Here is an 18,586-nt window from a genome sequence, read left to right on the forward strand (position 1 = left end):
ATTTGATTACTTTTGCATTCTAAATTATTTTTGAATGTTAGACTTAGGCGTAAAGCATACCTTAACTATTGATAGAGATACCCCTCCTGGATTATTTTTAAAAAATGAAGCTGGAGATGAAGTTCTTCTTCCCAACAAATACAAACCAAGTCATTTTGAAATTGGAGATGAGCTTGAGGTGTTTGTTTACTTGGATTTTGATGAGCGTCCTGTAGCTACTTCGCTGGAGCCAAAAGTAATGCTAGACGAATTTGCTTATCTCACTTGTGTAGATAGCAATGATTTTGGAGCTTTTCTGGATTGGGGACTAGAAAAACATCTTTTTGTTCCGCACATGGAGCAAGCTTATAAAATGCTGAAAGGAGAGCAATATCTTATTTTTTGTTACCTGGATGAGCAAACCAATCGTCTTGTGGCTTCAAGTCGCGTTAATAAATTTGTTGATAATTCAATTTTAACGGTGGAGCACTTTGATGATGTGGATTTAATCGTAACTAACCCAACAGAAATGGGTTATAATGTAATCATTAATGAAATCCATATTGGATTACTCTACAAAGATGAGGTTTTTCAAGATTTGAAAACTGGGGATCGTCTTAAAGGTATCATTAAAAAAATAAGACCTGATAATAAGATTGATGTTTCTCTGCAGCGTCCTGGTTATAGAGGTATTGAGCCAAATGCCCAAAAAGTCATGGAAGTATTGGAAGCAACCGAAGACGGCTTTCTACCATTACATGATAAATCCAAACCTGAGTTGATTTATGATACTGTCCATCTAAGTAAAAAGGCTTTCAAAAAAGCAATTGGTACTTTATACAAAGAGCGTCAAATTACTATTGAAAATGGCGTTGGAATTTTTCTTACAAAGTAATCTACCGGCTCAGGTAAAACATTGGTCTTGAACTTCTTCTGTATGGTGAAAGTTGATAAAATGGAGACATTCTGCTAAATTTGTCACCAAGATCTTCATAAGCCGAATTCTTTATGCGATTGAGATCGGAATAAATGGGCTGCTGATGGTAAGAGGGTGACCATGGAGATGTAGAAGTATTATCAAACTTTGGTTTAAAGTTACCAAACATAGCCGACTGTCTTTCTACAAAAGAGAATTGCTGTTCTTGCTGTTGTTGAGCTCTGTAGGCCTTTCTATTTGCAGCTGCTACCATGTTTACTTCTGGACGTTCTGCGAATTTATCTTTAAAAATATTCACTTCTGGTAGATTGAATTCTTTTCCTAGTGTAAGAACGCTGAAAGGGTCGGAGTTAAGACTTAATGAAACAATAGATCTAACCTCGAAAATTTCAAAGTCAGTTTGAGCTTTAATTTTAGAAAAGCTCAGTATCAGGATGAAACTAAAAATAACTTTCAATGCGTTCATATTACAAAAATAGCAAATATTATACCCAATCTAAGATTTCTAGATCTTTCCATAAGCCAGGGAAAAAACTGCGCTGTTGGTGTTTGGGATGAAGGTATTTTTTCCATGGAGATCCTCCGGTACCTTCTTTAGTTTCTCCTTTTTTCTCTAAATATTTTTTTGCTGTATTGAGATGAGTTTTGGGCCATTTGACATTATACTGATGATCAAAATCCCTCATTCTAAAAATTAAATTATCGGAAGGCTTTTCAAATTTCTGAAACTGCTCCCAGACAGTATTTCCAGCTACTTCTGCAGTAAGGTCTTTGAAACTTTCTAAGTATTTTTGTTCAAAAGCCATTAGAGTATGAGAGGTTTTGCCAGTTTCTCTATTATAACCTGCGTCTCTCCAATAGATGTTTTCAAAAATTTCATCCATAGAAGGTTGTTTAGAAAGCCTCTTATGTCCTTCTTTGTTAACGAGATTTAAAACGGGTGTGCACATTATCTCTAAATATCGAAATTGAGCACTTTGTATTCCACTAGCCGGAGTAAGTGACATTCTGAATTTATTGTAGTCATCATAATTTAAACCATCAGTCATTACTTCAAATGAAGTAATGAGCATATCCGTGTATCTTACAAGTCTTCTTATTTTTTCAATAAAAAAACTTTCCGTATGAAAGGTTTTAATTCTTAAAAGTTGTTTGATCTCATGGATCATGAGCTTAAGAGTAAGTTCTGTAATTTGGTGATAAACAATAAATACAGTTTCGTCTTCAAAATTGGTTTTAGGTTTTTGTAAAGATAAAAGAGTATCAACCTCAATATAATCCCAATAGTTTACTGGTTTTGTATAAAGAAGTCCTTTGAGATAATTATCGGGATTTTCTCCAAGGGCTTTATATTTTTCTTCAAGCTGCTTTAAAAGCTCATTATTCATCTGGTAAGATTTTACTCAAATTTATTAAAATAAGTCAAGTTTATTATTGTCTTTAATATTTAAGTAAACTTAATTTCCAATTTTAGTTCAAACATAACTACTCATTTTTAATAAGATCTTGTTATAGTTATATGTTAACAAGGAATTTAATCATCTATAAGTATCCTAAAAAACTTGTTATCTTTGTTTAAAATTAAAAGTTATGTCAGAGAATATAGAACGTATAAAATGTCTCATCATAGGTTCAGGACCTGCTGGATATACCGCAGCGATATATGCAGCAAGAGCAGATATGCATCCCGTTATCTATACAGGAATGGAACCAGGTGGCCAACTTACAACCACAACAGAGGTTGACAATTTCCCTGGTTACCCAGATGGAATTGATGGACCAAAGATGATGGTTGAGTTACAACAACAAGCTGAGCGTTTTGGAACCGATGTCAGAATAGGTATGGTGACCAAAGTTGAATTGTCAGATAAAGTTGGTGGTATACATAAAGCACAAATAGACAATAAAACTTGGGTTGAGGCCAAAACAGTGATAATTTCTACTGGTGCTTCTGCAAAATATCTTGGTTTACCAAGTGAGCAACGTTTAAGAGGCGGAGGGGTTTCTGCCTGTGCGGTTTGTGATGGATTCTTTTACAAAGGACAGGATGTTGCTATTGTTGGTGGTGGAGATACCGCCTGTGAAGAGGCAACGTACCTAGCCAATATTTGTACGAAAGTGACCATGTTAGTAAGAAAAGGAGAAATGAAAGCATCAAAAGCGATGCAACATAGAGTAAAGAATACTAAAAATATCGATTTACGCTATCACAGTGAAGTTGATGAAGTTTTAGGAGATCAGGTTGTTGAAGGTTTGAGAATTGTAAACAGTAAAACTGGAGAGAAAGACGAAATTAAGATCACAGGTTTGTTTATTGCAATTGGACATAAACCAAATACCGACATATTTAAAGGATATTTGGATATGGATGATGTAGGTTACATTATTACCAAACCAAAAACTACAAATACCAATTATCCAGGTGTGTTTGCATGTGGAGATTCTCAAGATAAAGTTTACCGTCAGGCAATTACTGCAGCAGGAACCGGATGTATGGCAGCTTTGGATGCAGAACGCTATTTAGCAAATTCAGAGTCAATTGAACGCTCAGAACCACAAGCTGCGTTAAGTTAGGTTACACGAAAATAAATGCTACGAAAGGCTTTTGTAATACGCAAAAGCCTTTTTTATTTGGTCATCACTTACTTTACAATTGATCTTTGGCTGACCAATATCTTCCAGTAGAACAAAATTAATATTACCAGCAGAGTTCTTTTTATCGTGCTTTAGATATGTTTTTATATTCGAGATGTCGTTATCTGAAAATTCAACAGGTTTGAAATATGTTTTTATAACCTGACTCGCTTTATCACATTTTACGCTATCGAATTCAAGAACTTCAACAGATAATTTTAAGGCTAAGATCATACCAATAGCAACAGCCTCTCCATGTAGTAATTTTGTTTTTTCTGAAGACTCCATATGATAGGATTCTATCGAATGCCCTAAAGTATGTCCGAAGTTGAGAGCCATTCTGAGTCCGTTTTCAAATGGATCTTTTTCAGAGATTTTTGTTTTCACCTTTATAGAGTCTCGAATTAGTTCAGGTAATTTCTCCACCTGAAACTGAGACAAATCTTCAAAAGCAAAGAAGTCGTCTGCATTGGCAATCAATCCATGTTTAAGCATTTCGGCAAGACCACTTCTCATTTCTTCTTGAGGAAGTGTGGCCAAATAACCAACGTCAACCATGACCAATTTTGGAGGTCTTATGATGCCAATTTGATTTTTTAAACTATCTAGATTTACACCGTTTTTTCCGCCAATAGCAGCATCAACCATTCCAAGTAATGTGGTAGGTATATGAACAAAGTCGATACCTCTTTTGAAACAGGAAGCAGCATACCCTCCAATATCTGTTACAATGCCACCACCAAGATTAATAAGTAAAGATTTTCTGTCTGCACCATTTTCAGAAAGTGTTTTCCATATTTCGTTACATGTTTGTAGGGTTTTATGTTCTTCTCCTGGTTCGATTTCAATCCACTCTATATTGACATCAGCTTCAATTTTTTCTGAAAGGAATTTAGAACAAAACTCATGAGTATTGGAGTCTACCAAAATAAATAGTGAAGAATAAGATTGAGATTTGATGAGTTCATTTAACTCGATGTAAGCTGTATCTTGAAAAGCTATCTTGTAAGTTTCTAATTGTAGGGTGTTCATCCTTTATTAGCTGTGTTAAGATTATTAGAATTGACTACTGAATATGCAAAAATACTACATCAATAACTATATTTGACCACATTTAAAAACTATGATCGACACTAAAATATTTAACGACACAAAACATGCCTTTGTTTTAAAATCTGATGAAGATTTAAAACGTGCATTGTTTCTTTTTTCAATGATGAATGTGCCATATTTTGTTCCTGTTTCTACAGCTTTAACAAACTTTGCACTCAATATAAAACTTCCTATAGAACCTTTGGTTAAGGCGACGATTTTCAAACAATTTTGCGGAGGAGTAAGTCAAGATGATTGTATGCCTCTTGTCAAAAAAATGCATAAAGAAAATGTCTACACTGTTTTGGATTATTCAGTAGAGGGTAAAGAATCTGAGGAAGAGTTTGATAAAGCTGCAAACACCAAAATTGAAATTATAAAATATGCTTCAGGTGTGAAAGAAATTCCATTTGCTGTTGCCAAACCTACAGGTCTGGGCCGTTTTGAAATTTGGGAAAAAGTTACTGCAAATGATACTCTTACCGATGAGGAACAAGCAGAATGGGGTAGAATAAAGGTCAGATTTGAAAAGGTTTGCCAGGCAGCTTATGATAATGACACCAAGCTTCTTATTGATGCCGAGGAAAGCTGGATGCAAGATGCTGCAGATAATCTCATTGAGGATATGATGAGAAAATTCAACAAAGAAAAAGCGATCATATTTAATACTTTACAATGTTACCGTTGGGATCGTTTGTCCTATGTAAAAGCTATTCACGAAAGAGCACAGGAAGAAGGGTTTAAGCTTGGTTTTAAGACTGTGCGCGGAGCGTATATGGAGAAAGAAAATGCAAGAGCAAAAAAGCATGGTTATCCAACACCAATCTGTGAAGATAAGGAAGCAACAGATGTCAACTTTAATGCGGTGATGTGTTACTGCATTGACAATGTTAACGATATTTCACAGTTTATAGGGACACACAATGAGGTGAGTAGTTATATGGCTCTTCAATTGATGAGTCAGAAAGATCTTCACTTATCGGACGATAGAATTTGGTTCGGTCAGCTATATGGCATGAGTGATCACATCAGTTTCAATCTTGGTAGAGAAAATGCCAATGCCATAAAGCTTATGCCATTTGGGCCCATTAAAGATGTAATTCCTTACTTAATCAGAAGAGCTCAGGAAAATTCTTCAGTACAAGGTCAAACCGGAAGGGAACTGGCTTTACTTAGAGAAGAAAAACACAGAAGAGATGGTCAATATGTAAAACGTGTTGAATAAATGACAAGCAAACAAGATATTTCAAATAAAGAATACAAACCCTATTATGATTTATATCTTAATAGGGTTTCTTCAAAAACAATACTTTTTGAAGCCCTAGAACAGCAAAGCGAGTTAATTGACTTTTTTAATTCTATTCCTTTAGATAAACATGAATTTCGCTATGAACCAGAAAAGTGGACTCCAAAACAGATTCTTCAGCATCTTATAGACACTGAGCGTATTTTTGTCAATCGCGCCTTAAGGTTTGCAAGAGAAGATTTTACAGAGCTTCCAGGCTATGATGAAAATTATTACGCAGAACATTGCTTTTCAAATCAGCGATCTATGGATGACTTATTGGAGGAATTTAAAATAGTCAGGTCCTCGAGTATTCTTCTTTATAAAAGTTTTGATAATAAGGTGCTGACCCATACAGGGCAGGCTAGCGGTGGACCGTTTTCTGTAAGGGTTATTCCATTCATTTTGTGTGGACACCAGAAGCACCACATTCATATTATTAAAGAACGCTATCTCAAAAAATAAAAATGTCTTCCACTTCTAAAACTTCTGTTTTTACACTTTTGGACATCGGCCGAAGTTTGCAGAGGATGATTACAACCCATTACAACAAGCCCTACTGGATCAAAACCGAAATTGCCAAACTAAACGCCTATACCAAAAGCGGGCATTGTTATCCAGATCTTGTAGAAAAGCAAAACGGACAGGTTTTAGCTCAAATGCGAGCTACAATTTGGGCCGATACATACAAGCGCATAGCTCAGCAGTTTGAGGAGATTACCAAAAAACCAATTGCTGAAGGCATGACGGTGTTGATCTTAACCAAAGTCAATTATCATCCTAATTACGGTTTTTCCCTCAACATTCTGGATATTGATGCTAGCTTCACACTCGGTGAAATGGCAAAAGAAAAACTAGAAAGTCTTAAACGCCTTAAGGCAGAGGGAATTTTTGACTTAAATAAATCGCTCAATTTCCCGAAAATTCCAAAGCGTATAGCTGTCATTTCTGTACAAACAAGCAAAGGTTATCAGGACTTTATAAATATCATCACTGAATCTTATTCTTATTTAAATTTTGAAATAGAACTATTCCCTGCTTTATTACAAGGAGATAAAGCCATAACCTCCATAGCAGAAGCCTTGGAATGTATTGAAAGCAGGAAAAAAGAGTTTGACGTGGTCACTATTATAAGAGGTGGAGGAGGAGACGTGGGACTCAGTTGCTACGATAGTTTTGTACTAGCTTCCAAAGTAGCAAGGTTTCCACTACCAGTGATTTCTGGAATAGGACATTCTACCAATGAAACCCTTGTAGAAATGGTGACTTACGCTAATAAAATCACCCCTACAGATGTGGCTTATTTTTTCATCAAAATATTTCAGGAACGCCTAGTTGAGCTCAAAAACCTGAATTTGCAAATCCAAAGTTTAGTTAAATTCAAACTGAAAGAAGAACAGCTAGACCTAAAGCATCAACATCAGGAATTTAAAACACAAGTCAATATTCTTTTACAAAATCATAGATATAATCTGAAGGAGCAAAGGCAACGTATCAAATCCACGATTCCTTCCCTTTTGAAAGCAAAACTCGATGGTCTGTCTCGCTCTAGTTATCAACTTAGCTGGCTTTCCAAACAAAAGTTTCAGAAACAAGACCAGGACTTAGTCCTGATATCCAGGACTTTAGATAAAGAGTCAAAAAATAAAATTAAAAATCAATATCAATACTTAAATCACTTATCCTCCACACTCAATCTTTTATCTCCAGAGCGTTTACTCCAGCGTGGATATACTTTGAATTTGGTAAACGATAGAATTATAAAATCTTCGACAGAACTAAAACCTGGGGATCGATTAAAAACGATATTTGCAGACGGTTATGCTGAAAGTAATGTTATAAAAATTGAACCTAATGAAAAAAACTGAAAGCTACGAAAGCGCTTTACAAGAACTTAAAATCATAGTCTCTGATATAGAAAACGATTCCGTTTCTGTAGACGAGCTTACAAAAAAAGTAAAGCGGGCTTCAGAGTTGATTAAATTTTGTAAAAATATCCTTACCAAAACGGAGACTGAAGTTAACTCCGCTTTGGATGATATGATTGATCTCAATGAAGAAAAAGAGGACTAAAACTGATTGATGGTTTTTCTGATTTTAACCAGTCTTGTCAACAGGCCTTCCAGCAATTCCAGGTCAAGCATATTAGCTCCATCACTTTTTGCAGAACTAGGATCAAAATGAGTTTCTATAAATAGACCATCGACGTTGTTTACAATTCCTGCTCTGGCAATGGTTTCAATCATTTCCGGTCTTCCGCCAGTCACTCCAGAAGATTGATTGGGCTGTTGCAGAGAATGCGTAACATCCAGAACTGTTGAAGCATAACGTCTCATCGTAGGAATCCCTCTGAAGTCAACAATCAAATCCTGGTAACCAAACATAGTTCCACGATCAGTAATCATCACTTTATTATTTCCAGAATCCTTTATTTTTTGAGCAGCGTGTTGCATGCTTTCAGGGCTCATAAATTGTCCTTTCTTAAGATTTACCACCTTTCCAGTGTCTGCTGCAGCTACCAAAAGATCGGTTTGTCTTACCAAAAACGCTGGAATCTGTAAAACATCTACATAAGCAGCGGCCATCGCAGCATCGCTTTCCTGATGGATATCTGTCACTGTAGGCACATCAAATGTATTACTTACTTTTTCAAGAATCTTAAGTGCCTTTTCATCACCTATTCCTGTAAAACTGTCTATCCTGCTTCGGTTTGCTTTTTTGAAAGAACCCTTAAATACAAAAGGAATTTCCAGTTTGTCAGTTATTTTGACAATTCGCTCAGCTATTTTTAAAGCCATTTCTTCACCCTCAATGGCACAAGGACCAGCAAGAAGAAAAAAGTTGGAAGAATTATTATGTTTTAACTTTGGAATAAGATTTAGATCCATTTTGAAAATTTTTCACAAAGATAAGTATTTAGAAAAGCTTATTCCATTACTATTTTTCAAGATGTCAGATTTTTGATCTACTTAAATTCTTATCTTTCAGAATAAATAAATTTAAATACAGATTCAGACATGAAAACAATTTTTACAGTACTTACATTGGTATTTTCAGTTTTTGCATATTCACAAATTGAAACTCCTCAACCCAGTCCTAACTCTACTTTAACCCAAAATGTTGGCCTTTCAGAAGTTATGGTTGCTTATTCTAGACCATCAGCCAACGAAAGAGTGGTTTTTGGGGAACTTGTACCATTCGATAAAAAATGGCGAACTGGTGCTAACGAAAACACAATTATTACTTTTTCAGATGATGTGGAAGTTCAAGGTCAACTGCTTACTGCAGGAAGCTATGCAGTTTTTAGTATTCCAAAAAAAGACAGCTGGGATGTCTTTTTTTATGAGGACATTGACAACTGGGGATTGCCAGTAACCTGGAACGAGGATGCAGTAGTTGCAATGATCAATGTTCCCACAAAAACTCTAAACCACCATGTAGAAACCTTTACCATAGGTTTTGACAATATCAATTTGGAAAAAGCCCATCTGAAGATATCCTGGGAGAAAACAATGGTAGAAGTTCCAATCGATTTTCCAACAGATGAACTCGTAATGTCGAATATCAACTCAGTTATGGATGGCCCTTCTGCAAACGATTATTTCAATTCTGCTATTTACTATTTAAGTGCAAATAAAGACCTAGCCCAAGCTGAGGAATGGATGGAAAAAGGTATGGAAATGTTCGAAAATAAACCATATTGGATGCTAAGACAGCAATCACTTATCTATGCTGCCAATGGGAAAAAGGATAAAGCTATTGAGACTGCAAAGGCTTCATTAGCTGGAGCGAAAAAAGCTGGTAATGCAGATTACATAAAAATGAATGAAGATTCATTAAAAGAATGGGGAGCTAAATAATAAAAAGTATTTTCATATTTCTACACCGATTCAATATTTTGAGTCGGTTTTTTTGTGAAAAATTGTATCAGAATAGCAATGCCAATCACAAGGGCGCAACCAAATAAATTCAACCATAAATAAGGCATCCAATCTTCAGAATAGCCAATGATTACAATGATTTGTGTGAGTATGGCTGCAATAAACACGGCGCGGCTTTTTACGTAAGTGATAAAAAATGCCAATAGAAAAATGCCTAAAACGTTACCATAGAATATAGAACCAATAATGTTGACCAACTGAATCAAGTTGTCAAATAGGCTGGCTGTACAGGCGAATATAATTGCAAAAATCCCCCAGCCTAAAGTGAATAGCTTGGTAGAGTTGACATAATGCTTATCACTCATAGCTCCTTTCTTATTCCTTTTATACAAATCGATAGTTGTTGTAGAAGCTAAGGCATTCAATTCGGATGCTGTAGATGACATAGCCGCTGAAAGGATGACGGCTAGCAACAATCCAACCAGACCTTTTGGTAAATTATTTATGATGAAATGGATAAACACGTAGTCTTTATCGTTGGTTTCAATTTTTTCATCCACTTTCGTAATGATGGCTTTAGCCTCATCTCTCAATTCAACTTCTTCAGCGTTTAGTTGACTGAGTTGTGTTTGTAAATTATCACTTTTTGCAGTAGATAATTCATTAGCAAATTGATTGGCTAAGGTTGTTTTTTTATCCTGAATGCTAATGAGTTGTGACTCTAAAGCTTCAAATTCAGATTTATATTCCGAAGCTGTAACGGCATCTTTGGCTGCTGGATTGAAATTGATGGGGGAGTAGTTGAATTGATAAAACACAAAAACCATTACACCAATGAGTAAAATGAAAAACTGCAAAGGCACTTTTAAGATGGCATTGAAAATTAGACCCATCTGACTTTCTCGTAGACTTTTTCCTGACAAGTACCTTTGTACCTGGCTTTGGTCTGTCCCGAAATAGGATAAAGCCAAAAAACTCCCGCCAATGATGCCGCTCCAAAATGTATAGCGGTTATCAAAGTTGAAAGAAAAATCCAACACATCTAGTTTATTATTTGCTCCAGCAATTTTCATTGCTTTGTTGAAGGTTATCTCGTCCGGCAAGTAGGAGAATATTAGCATGAAAGCAGTGATTAAACCAAGAAAAATTACTGCCATTTGTTGCTTTTGAGTAACATTGACCGCCTGTGTTCCTCCAGTCACCGTGTAAATGATGACTAATATCCCGATCATTATGTTAAGATAAAACAGGTTCCATCCTAAAACTGCAGACAAAATGATTGAGGGTGCATAGATGGTAATCCCAGCTGCCAAGCTTCTTTGTGTTAAAAACAGACCAGCAGTAAGACTTCTAGTTTTTAGATCGAAGCGGGATTCTAAATACTCATAGGCCGTGTAAACTTTGAGCCTGTGGTAAATTGGAAGGAAAACCAAACAAATAATAATGATTGCAATGGGTAGACCAAAATAAAACTGAACAAAACCCATCCCGTCGTGAAACGCCTGGCCAGGAGTCGATAAAAACGTGATGGCACTGGCTTGGGTTGCCATAACAGACAGACCAACAGTCCACCACCGAGATTTATTTCCGCCCTTTATGAAATCATCTACATTGGCGTTTTTCCTGGATTTCAGACTCCCGTAGATAACGATAAAAGCAAGAGTCGCAAACAAAATGATAAAGTCTAAAGTGTCCATGAATCTGTTTTAATTTTGAAACCAATTCATGAAAATATAAAAGCCAAGAATATAAATCGCATTACAGATAAGAATCCAAGTGTAGGCAGATTTCCAAACGTATTTTTCAGGCTTTTCAGACATACTATTCTATCGAAATTAAGTTGGCCATCAATTTGTAAGCTCCTGCTACTCCTGCAGGTAGCTCTCTAAAAAAACTTAAGCCTGTGTAAACATAATGACCTTTCCCATACTTGCCTACTAAAATGCTGCTTTGTTTGGGAGATTCGTTTTTGTCATTCATTGATAAAATAGAGGTCAAGTTATCAGACCATTGATCCGGAAAGTATAAGCCGCGTTCTTGGACCCAGCCTTCAAAATCTTCTTGTGCTATTTTGTTTGGAAAATTAAGAACAGGATGTTCTGGATTGATAAATCTTACTTTTGCTTTTTCCTCTGTTACTCGATCACGAGAAATTCGCATTGGAAATGGAGCAACATTCTTAGTTTTTAGGCCTCGGTTAGTATTATACTGAACAATCATGGTTCCACCATTTTCAACAAACTCAAACAAGATATCCTGTTTGTAAGCTAATACATCATAAATATTGTAAGCTCTAATTCCCATGATAACCACATCAAAGTCTTTCAATAATTCTTCAGAAATCGTTTCAGGTGAAAATTCTTCAATATTAAAGCCAAGATCTCCAAGATTTGCAGCAACACTTGAACCTGCTCCATGGATGTAAGCAATCTTTTTATTACTGATTTTTATATCAAGATTAACGAACTGAGCAGAAGATTCTTCAATAATATTATGAGTTCCGATATGGTCATAATCTAGCGTAGAAACTTTATAGGAAAGAGTTTTATCTTTTAGTTTTAAAATAGGTTTTACTTTCACTTCCCCAAATGACTTTGGTGTGACTTGAAACGAAAAAGTTTTACTTTCGCCTTTATTTGTTAAACTGACGTTATGAAATTTTGGGGAGATGTCCCAATTTTCAGAACTATTCAATTCAAGTTTTCCACTTAAATTATCAGCATAGGCCTTCACATCAACATCTATTGTTTTTTGACTTGAATTTTTGAAGATGTAAACGGATTCCTTCAGGCTAAGAGAAGCTTCAGGTAGGATTTCAAAATCCTGATAAACTTCCCCTTTTACAGGATCATTATACTTAAAGATAAGAGGTTTGGTAAGAGCAAAAGCTTCTCCGTTAATATCAAATTCGAAGTTGAATAGAATCGGTTTTGGAGTCTCTGGTAAACCTATTAGGTTTTGATCATTTACAGTATAAATTCCTAGCTCAGCCTTATTTTCAAGCCAATATGGCGTTGTGAAACTCTCTTCTGAATTTAATTCTAACTGACTTGAAAATTTGTAGTCATTATTATTTTTCAGTTGAGTTGAGTTGATATCAATCTCCTGACCTGAATGAGAAATTGACTTCAATTGAATATTTGTGGGGCTACGATTGATAATTTCAAATTCCAAATCCAAAATATCACCTGGTGTAGCGTAAGCTAGCTCACTTTTTGCTTCTACAAAAAGACCAAGACAGGCCGTAATCACTGACTTTATCTGTTCACTTTTTTGTTCTCTCCAGAATTTATCATTGATTCTATCTATCAATTTTTTAGCTTTCAATAATTCTGGAACAACTTTCCACGGTTGCTTAAAATCATAGTCTTTTTCTACTTGGTATAAAATTTCACCAATGTTTTTCCCTTCAGGTATTCGGTTCCAGGAGGTGTCTATTCCAGCGAAAGGATTATTCCCATCAATAGATTCTCCGTTGATCAGTTCAATGTATTCAACTTTATCACCACGAGAACCAGTATTCCCAAATCCTTGAGACTTATGCTGACTCCGACTTAAAGCAGAAATTTCATTATTGGATAAGCCTTCGAGTGGGTAGTATTTATTAATTTCCAATTCGATAAAATTGGATTTATCAGCTTTTTCAAAAGCTTCCTGACTGCCATAAAACCACCAGGAGGTATTAAAAAAGCTACGTTTTGGAGACCAAGGCTCTACATAATCGAGCTGAGAAGTAAACTGATCTTTTTCTCCTGCAAGGCTGAAAGCTTCCATGCTCAAAAGCGCTGACGAGGTATGGTGACCATGCGTACTGCCAGAAGTCCTGTGGTCAAAACGATTAATTATCACATCTGGTCGGTGTTTTCTGATGGCCCATATGACATCTGAAAGAATTTTTTCTTTATCCCAAATCTTTAGAGTCTCTTCTGGGGTTTTAGAATATCCAAAATCTATAGCTCTGGAAAACCACTGTCGTCCATTGTCAATTTCTCTAGCATTGAGCAGTTCTTGAGTTCGAATAATACCTAGCTCTTCACCAAGTTCAGGACCTATAAGATTTTGTCCTCCGTCACCTCTTGTTAAAGAGAGGTAGGTAGTTTTAGCATTAACTTCTTTAGAAAAATAAGTGATTAAGCTTGTGTTTTCATCATCTGGATGAGCAGCGATATAAAGGACATTTCCTAGAAAGTTTAGTTCTTTAAGGTTTTGGAAAATTTCTGATGAAGACGGTTTGTCCGGTGCTTGTGCATATGAAGAGTAGCTTATTAGAATTAAAAAACTGCAGACAATAGATCTTATCATTTCAAAAATTTTTAATCAAATATACTAGCCTCAATGGTTAATACAGAACTATTTCAATGCTTTTTAACGATCTATATTTTCATCCCGTTCCAGTAAAGCATCTTTTTTGAGCAATGTCACTGGTTTTTGTAAGAATAGATTGTTAGGATAAGTCACTAATTCACCTTTATCTGTTCTTAGATGTAATTGAAAAGCTTTTATGTCTTCAATAATGACATTGTCTATTGGCGAATCCTTGTCGTGAATTTTAATTTTATCTCCAATTTTATAAGGAAAGGAAAAAAACATGATGACTCCTGAAGTGATATTACTTAAGATTGACCATACAGCAAAAAGACCAATTCCTATAACCGCAAAAACAGAGGAGAAAATCAGGGTAAGCTCGTGAACTTCCACACCCCAAATAAGAAGTAAAGAGAACAAAGCTATGAAGGATACCAGAACATTTATGTATTTGAAAATAAGTCTGGTTCTTGCAAAGTTAAGCTCATCTCTTTTGGCAATACGTTTTGCAGATTGTTTGAGTCCTAATCTCAACAGCAGTAATCCAACCACTACGACAGTAGTCCAGATGATTTGATATTCGTATTCAAAAAAAATGTCTTTTATCATGAAGTTATAAGCTTAAACTATCGCGCAAATGTAAATATTTGTTGGAGTTTTGCTGCCAGTATTTGGTTTTAAGCGTTTTAATTTTCTTTGCAGTAGAAATCAGTGTATCCGCCTTATTAATTTCAATTTCCTCCCATTTTTCAATAGCAAAAGGGAAGGTTTTTTCTTGATAGATCTTAAGTATCCTTCCAAGATTATCATAATTAATAGTGGTTTGAATGTATTTAGCTTCAGTTTGATCTATAAGTGCCTCATAAGCTTTGATCTCTTTGTGATTAAGTTGAAGGAAAGAAAAGTCAGGGAATAGTTTGTGCTTTCCAGGCTTTATTTGTTTTGGATTTATTCTTAATTGTATCCACAGTTGGTTTTCAGACAGTGTTGGTTTTATCCTGAAACTTGAATCTGCTTCACCTTCAAAATAAGAATGAGTTTCCAGTTCGAAATCTTTTTTGTGATTGAGTTGGGCATAGGATTGTCCGCACCATTCCTGAACGCTTGAAGTGATTTTCAGAACTGGGGTTTCCTTTTCCAAAGGCAAAAAAGTACTTTGCATAACGCTGTAAGGATAAATTCCAGTATTGAATTTTTTTGTGGAATTCAGTTTCATTACTGAAACAGTTTGGTTTGATTTTGAGTTGGCTTTGACCTGAGTCTCAGGCAGAAAATCTTCTGTAACAAAGATCATCATGGCTTTTCCATTTCGTTTTTCGCCATAGCGGTAAAATTCAAGTTCGTAACTTGTAAGTTCTGCTTTACCATCATACCAATAAGACTTAAAGGTTTCAGATAAATTTCGCAGCTCACCATCTGCATGAGGTTTAGACTCGGGTTGAGGTTCTGTCTTGCAACTGTAAGTGACAACAAATAATAAGATTAGAATGTATTTCATAAGTTTTATTTTAATTCCTCATAGAGAGTTCTAGTCCTTAATTGAAAAACTCTAATTTAAAAAATATTTCTATTGCAAATAATTTGAACTTCTCCTAGATTATAAGATTTTGGAAAGCTTCTCGTAAACCAAATGAATGGGAAATCCCATGACCGTATAGAAAGAGCCTTTTATTTCTGAAATGCCAATCTGGCCAATCCATTCTTGTATGCCATAAGCTCCAGCCTTGTCGAAAGGAGAGTAGTTGTTGATATAATGCCAAATTTCATCGTCGGTGAGTGGCTTGAATTTGACTTCAGCAGAATCAAAAAAGGTTTCAGTTTTTTCAACAGTCTTGATGCAAAAAGAAGAGATGACTTCGTGAGAAGTGTTTGATAGGGATTTCAGCATTTGATAAGCCTCTTCGGGATTACCTGGCTTGTTCAGTGCTTTGTTATTATGCCAAACTATAGTGTCACCGGTGATTAAAATTTGATTGGTTTTTAAAATATTAAATTGATCTGCTTTTAGTTCTGCCAGGTAATCACTAATTCCATGGTGCCTTAGTTTTTCACTGAAAATTTCATCAACAGAGCGAAGTTCGATCCTAAAATCGACACCAATAGATTTGAGAATTTCTTGTCTCCTTGGTGATCCTGAAGCTAAAATAACTTCTTTGTCCTTCAAATTGTCTAAAATCATAAAATTAAAAATGTTAGCATGGAGCAGAGCCCGGTTAAAAATACAAGTTTTAAATTGAAACTAATTTTTCTGTAATCCTTTGCAGATTCTGCTTCCAAGGTTTTTTTTGAAATCAATATCAGCGGTAAAATTATAAGTGTAAACACGTAGAATATTAGAATATTGAGGTTTAGGAAATAAGCCAAAACTATCGAAAGTAAAACTAAAATTGTGAAGGATAGCATCCCGAATATAACGTAGTTACTTCGTTTTTTCCCTATCAAAATAGGAAGGGTTTTCATATGACAAAAATAGTCACCTCTTACATCTTCTATGTCTTTAATGAGTTCCCTGCAAAAATTAAGAAGGAAAGCAAGAAGAGAGTAAACTACCAATGTAAAAAAAGCTACAGGATGATTAGCCTCATCTACTAAAGCTATTCCCAAACAAAACAAGCTTAATCCTACCAATAAACTTACGAGTAAATTTCCTAAAATGGCAATGCGCTTCAACCAGATGGAGTAGGCGGCAAGGGCAAGTGGAGAGAAGATAATGATGTAAAACACCAGCCAAATTTGTTCAAATGGCTGTATGATAAATAGGTAGAATGCAATTCCTAGCCCAAAAACATTTAATACGAAATAAAGTCTTAAGGCCTGTTTTCTGTGTATTAGTTGATCAATAATTAGTCTATCTGGTTTGTTGATGCTGTCGGTGGTTACATCAAAAAAGTCATTGATGATATTTCCTCCAGAAGCGACTAAAACTATAGATAGAGCGAGGAGACTGTAATGAAAAAGGTTCAATTCTATCGGGATCCCAAAACCTGGCACCAGAGCAAATCTTATAAGTCCTGCAGTAAATATTAAGAGCAGTAAATTTTTCCATCTTATAAGATTGAGAATATGCATAAGCCTATCGATTTGTGCTTAAAACTTCCACTTCCCCTGAGTTTTTAGCACTTGCTCTATAAGGTCTCTCACACAACCTTCTCCACCTTTTCTATGAGAAACATAATCTGAAATAGCTTTTACTTCTGGTACTGCATCTTGTGGACAGGTGGCCAAGCCAACCATTTTCATCGGGTAAATATCAGGAATATCATCTCCCATGTAGGCTACGTGTTCGGGTTTAATGCCATAAACGTCTATAAACTCTTCCAGACATTCAACTTTGTCTGCAACCCCCAGGTGAATGTTGGTCACGCCCAAATCTCTGAGTCGGGTCCTTACCATTTCATTAGTTCCACCAGAAATAACAATAATTTCGTATCCTGCTTTCAGGGCTTCTTTTACGATGAAGCCATCCTTAACATTCATGGTTCTTATAAGGTCCCCAGAGGTAGATATTTGTAGAGAACCATTAGTGAACACGCCGTCCACATCGAAGGCAAATGTGGTGATGTTATTAAGTAATTCTTTATAATTAGTCATGCTTTTGTATAATTGATTGTGTAAGAAGTTGATAAATATCTTTATGTGTTTTATTATTTAACTGACCCAAGTGCCTTTTAATCGTGCTTTGATCTCTCCTGATAGCAGGGCCGGTCTGAACATCGGAAGGAGAATTGGACTCAATCTTTTTCGAAGTTTCCTGTATCAGTGCTTTCAAAATGTCGAAAGGCATGTCATCTTCTTTGCAAATCGATTCTCCAATAGAGTAGAGGTGATTGGTGAAATTGCAAACGAAAACTGCGGAGAGGTGTAAAGTTTGACGTTGAGTAGAATTAATTTCAAAAATTTCTGTAGAAATACATTTTGCAATAGCTTTCAGAATTTTCAAATTTTCTTCTGAATTTGCCTCCAGACATATTGGAATTTTAGAATAACCTAGTTTAGAACCTTTAGAAAACGTTTGAAGCGGGTAGAAGACTCCGGAATCAGCTGATTTCATTATAGATTGACTTCCAGAAGTGTGTGCAATAATTCCAGAATTTGTTTCAATTTGGTTTGCCACAGCTTCGATGACATCGTCTTTTAAACAAAGTAAGTATAAATCTGCTTGTTCTAGTTCGGATAAATTTGTTGTCGTTGCTGTAAATTTTCCAAAGGTTTGCAAAGAATCAGGTTGATGATTATAAACCTGAATCACAGAGCATTCACCTGAAGCTTGAAACGCCTGAAACATGTGGGTAGCCACATTGCCTGTTCCTAAAATGACTATTGAAAACATTCACTGTAAGTTTAATTCTCTCAAACAAAGGTAGTGTTCATTTTTAATTCTAAAATAGAAACTTAAGAATCCCATAATTAATATTTACAGTAATTCTTAAAAGAAAATGGTGTAATTAAACTTTAATCTTTAGCGTTGATAAC

The 18,586-nt window shown here is 35.5% G+C and carries 19 protein-coding genes; 7 read left to right on the top strand and 12 right to left on the bottom strand.

Annotated features, from left to right (window positions below; all coding sequences use genetic code 11):
- Positions 1-34: 34 nt before the first annotated feature.
- Positions 35-874 carry a CvfB family protein gene (locus tag LB449_RS04245; protein ID WP_224453830.1) on the top strand — a complete coding sequence of 280 codons (840 nt, stop codon included), beginning with the start codon at positions 35-37 and terminating at the stop codon, positions 872-874.
- 1 nt (position 875) lies between these two features.
- On the opposite strand, the gene LB449_RS04250 is transcribed toward LB449_RS04245, so the two are convergent.
- Together LB449_RS04250 and LB449_RS04255 are read right to left on the bottom strand one after the other, a co-directional pair.
- Positions 876-1,382, bottom strand: coding sequence for a hypothetical protein (locus LB449_RS04250; RefSeq protein ID WP_224453831.1), 507 nt, complete (start codon positions 1,380-1,382; stop codon positions 876-878).
- 19 nt (positions 1,383-1,401) lie between these two features.
- A complete protein-coding gene (locus LB449_RS04255; RefSeq protein WP_224453832.1) occupies positions 1,402-2,304 on the bottom strand; it encodes a tryptophan 2,3-dioxygenase family protein in 903 nt (300 codons plus the stop codon).
- Between the two features lie 202 nt (positions 2,305-2,506).
- On the opposite strand from LB449_RS04255, the gene trxB reads away from it, so the two are divergent.
- A complete protein-coding gene (gene trxB, locus LB449_RS04260; protein ID WP_224453833.1) occupies positions 2,507-3,490 on the top strand; it encodes a thioredoxin-disulfide reductase in 984 nt (327 codons plus the stop codon).
- 18 nt (positions 3,491-3,508) lie between these two features.
- Here trxB and aroB read toward each other — a convergent pair whose 3' ends face one another.
- Complete coding sequence (gene aroB, locus LB449_RS04265; protein WP_224453834.1) at positions 3,509-4,582, bottom strand: 3-dehydroquinate synthase; 1,074 nt, start codon at positions 4,580-4,582, stop codon at positions 3,509-3,511.
- A 91-nt stretch (positions 4,583-4,673) separates the two neighbouring features.
- Here aroB and LB449_RS04270 point away from each other — a divergent pair, with 91 nt between their 5' ends.
- The 4 genes from LB449_RS04270 to xseB are packed head-to-tail and all read left to right on the top strand — an operon-like array spanning position 4,674 to position 8,000.
- Positions 4,674-5,867, top strand: a complete 1,194-nt coding sequence (locus LB449_RS04270; RefSeq protein WP_224453835.1) for a proline dehydrogenase family protein — start codon at positions 4,674-4,676, stop codon at positions 5,865-5,867.
- A complete protein-coding gene (locus LB449_RS04275) occupies positions 5,868-6,392 on the top strand; it encodes a DinB family protein (protein WP_224453836.1) in 525 nt (174 codons plus the stop codon).
- Between the two features lie 2 nt (positions 6,393-6,394).
- Positions 6,395-7,795 carry an exodeoxyribonuclease VII large subunit gene (gene xseA / locus LB449_RS04280; protein WP_224453837.1) on the top strand — a complete coding sequence of 467 codons (1,401 nt, stop codon included), beginning with the start codon at positions 6,395-6,397 and terminating at the stop codon, positions 7,793-7,795.
- Positions 7,782-8,000, top strand: coding sequence for an exodeoxyribonuclease VII small subunit (xseB, locus tag LB449_RS04285; protein WP_224453838.1), 219 nt, complete (start codon positions 7,782-7,784; stop codon positions 7,998-8,000). The genes xseA and xseB overlap by 14 nt, the downstream gene beginning before the upstream one ends.
- Here the strand turns inward: xseB and kdsA are convergent.
- The gene (gene kdsA / locus LB449_RS04290; protein WP_224453839.1) at positions 7,997-8,815 is read right to left on the bottom strand and encodes a 3-deoxy-8-phosphooctulonate synthase; all 819 of its coding nucleotides are present in this window, start codon (positions 8,813-8,815) and stop codon (positions 7,997-7,999) included. The genes xseB and kdsA overlap by 4 nt on opposite strands.
- Before the next feature lie 129 nt (positions 8,816-8,944).
- On the opposite strand from kdsA, the gene LB449_RS04295 reads away from it, so the two are divergent.
- A complete protein-coding gene (locus LB449_RS04295; protein ID WP_224453840.1) occupies positions 8,945-9,787 on the top strand; it encodes a DUF2911 domain-containing protein in 843 nt (280 codons plus the stop codon).
- Between the two features lie 20 nt (positions 9,788-9,807).
- Here the strand turns inward: LB449_RS04295 and LB449_RS04300 are convergent, their stop codons facing one another.
- The 8 genes from LB449_RS04300 to LB449_RS04335 form a co-directional block, all read right to left on the bottom strand.
- A complete protein-coding gene (locus LB449_RS04300) occupies positions 9,808-11,505 on the bottom strand; it encodes a sodium:solute symporter (protein WP_224453841.1) in 1,698 nt (565 codons plus the stop codon).
- Between the two features lie 124 nt (positions 11,506-11,629).
- Positions 11,630-14,110, bottom strand: a complete 2,481-nt coding sequence (locus LB449_RS04305; RefSeq protein WP_224453842.1) for a PIG-L family deacetylase — start codon at positions 14,108-14,110, stop codon at positions 11,630-11,632.
- A gap of 63 nt (positions 14,111-14,173) precedes the next feature.
- A complete protein-coding gene (locus LB449_RS04310) occupies positions 14,174-14,722 on the bottom strand; it encodes a mechanosensitive ion channel domain-containing protein (protein WP_224453843.1) in 549 nt (182 codons plus the stop codon).
- Between the two features lie 4 nt (positions 14,723-14,726).
- Complete coding sequence (locus tag LB449_RS04315; protein WP_224453844.1) at positions 14,727-15,611, bottom strand: septum formation inhibitor Maf; 885 nt, start codon at positions 15,609-15,611, stop codon at positions 14,727-14,729.
- Positions 15,612-15,710: 99 nt separating this feature from the next.
- Entirely contained in the window at positions 15,711-16,292 is a 582-nt protein-coding gene (locus LB449_RS04320) for a Maf family nucleotide pyrophosphatase (RefSeq protein ID WP_224453845.1), read from the bottom strand.
- Positions 16,289-17,182: a geranylgeranylglycerol-phosphate geranylgeranyltransferase gene (locus tag LB449_RS04325; RefSeq protein ID WP_224453846.1), complete on the bottom strand. Its 894-nt coding sequence runs from the start codon at positions 17,180-17,182 to the stop codon at positions 16,289-16,291. The genes LB449_RS04320 and LB449_RS04325 overlap by 4 nt, the downstream gene beginning before the upstream one ends.
- Positions 17,183-17,200: 18 nt before the next feature.
- The gene (locus LB449_RS04330) at positions 17,201-17,704 is read right to left on the bottom strand and encodes a KdsC family phosphatase (protein WP_224453847.1); all 504 of its coding nucleotides are present in this window, start codon (positions 17,702-17,704) and stop codon (positions 17,201-17,203) included.
- On the bottom strand, positions 17,697-18,443 hold the full coding sequence (locus LB449_RS04335) for a Rossmann-like and DUF2520 domain-containing protein (protein WP_224453848.1): 747 nt from the start codon (positions 18,441-18,443) through the stop codon (positions 17,697-17,699). The genes LB449_RS04330 and LB449_RS04335 overlap by 8 nt, the downstream gene beginning before the upstream one ends.
- Between the last annotated feature and the right edge of the window lie 143 nt (positions 18,444-18,586).

Source organism: Psychroflexus lacisalsi (genome assembly GCF_020164495.1).
Taxonomy (GTDB): domain Bacteria; phylum Bacteroidota; class Bacteroidia; order Flavobacteriales; family Flavobacteriaceae; genus Psychroflexus; species Psychroflexus lacisalsi.

Bases quoted from the DNA above. Each gene is read 5' to 3' on its own strand.
- LB449_RS04245 (WP_224453830.1), top strand. From the start codon at position 35: ATGTTAGACTTAGGCGTAAAGCATACCTTAACTATTGATAGAGATACC.
- LB449_RS04250 (WP_224453831.1), bottom strand. From the start codon at position 1,382: ATGAACGCATTGAAAGTTATTTTTAGTTTCATCCTGATACTGAGCTTT.
- LB449_RS04255 (WP_224453832.1), bottom strand. From the start codon at position 2,304: ATGAATAATGAGCTTTTAAAGCAGCTTGAAGAAAAATATAAAGCCCTT.
- trxB (WP_224453833.1), top strand. From the start codon at position 2,507: ATGTCAGAGAATATAGAACGTATAAAATGTCTCATCATAGGTTCAGGA.
- aroB (WP_224453834.1), bottom strand. From the start codon at position 4,582: ATGAACACCCTACAATTAGAAACTTACAAGATAGCTTTTCAAGATACA.
- LB449_RS04270 (WP_224453835.1), top strand. From the start codon at position 4,674: ATGATCGACACTAAAATATTTAACGACACAAAACATGCCTTTGTTTTA.
- LB449_RS04275 (WP_224453836.1), top strand. From the start codon at position 5,868: ATGACAAGCAAACAAGATATTTCAAATAAAGAATACAAACCCTATTAT.
- xseA (WP_224453837.1), top strand. From the start codon at position 6,395: ATGTCTTCCACTTCTAAAACTTCTGTTTTTACACTTTTGGACATCGGC.
- xseB (WP_224453838.1), top strand. From the start codon at position 7,782: ATGAAAAAAACTGAAAGCTACGAAAGCGCTTTACAAGAACTTAAAATC.
- kdsA (WP_224453839.1), bottom strand. From the start codon at position 8,815: ATGGATCTAAATCTTATTCCAAAGTTAAAACATAATAATTCTTCCAAC.
- LB449_RS04295 (WP_224453840.1), top strand. From the start codon at position 8,945: ATGAAAACAATTTTTACAGTACTTACATTGGTATTTTCAGTTTTTGCA.
- LB449_RS04300 (WP_224453841.1), bottom strand. From the start codon at position 11,505: ATGGACACTTTAGACTTTATCATTTTGTTTGCGACTCTTGCTTTTATC.
- LB449_RS04305 (WP_224453842.1), bottom strand. From the start codon at position 14,110: ATGATAAGATCTATTGTCTGCAGTTTTTTAATTCTAATAAGCTACTCT.
- LB449_RS04310 (WP_224453843.1), bottom strand. From the start codon at position 14,722: ATGATAAAAGACATTTTTTTTGAATACGAATATCAAATCATCTGGACT.
- LB449_RS04315 (WP_224453844.1), bottom strand. From the start codon at position 15,611: ATGAAATACATTCTAATCTTATTATTTGTTGTCACTTACAGTTGCAAG.
- LB449_RS04320 (WP_224453845.1), bottom strand. From the start codon at position 16,292: ATGATTTTAGACAATTTGAAGGACAAAGAAGTTATTTTAGCTTCAGGA.
- LB449_RS04325 (WP_224453846.1), bottom strand. From the start codon at position 17,182: ATGCATATTCTCAATCTTATAAGATGGAAAAATTTACTGCTCTTAATA.
- LB449_RS04330 (WP_224453847.1), bottom strand. From the start codon at position 17,704: ATGACTAATTATAAAGAATTACTTAATAACATCACCACATTTGCCTTC.
- LB449_RS04335 (WP_224453848.1), bottom strand. From the start codon at position 18,443: ATGTTTTCAATAGTCATTTTAGGAACAGGCAATGTGGCTACCCACATG.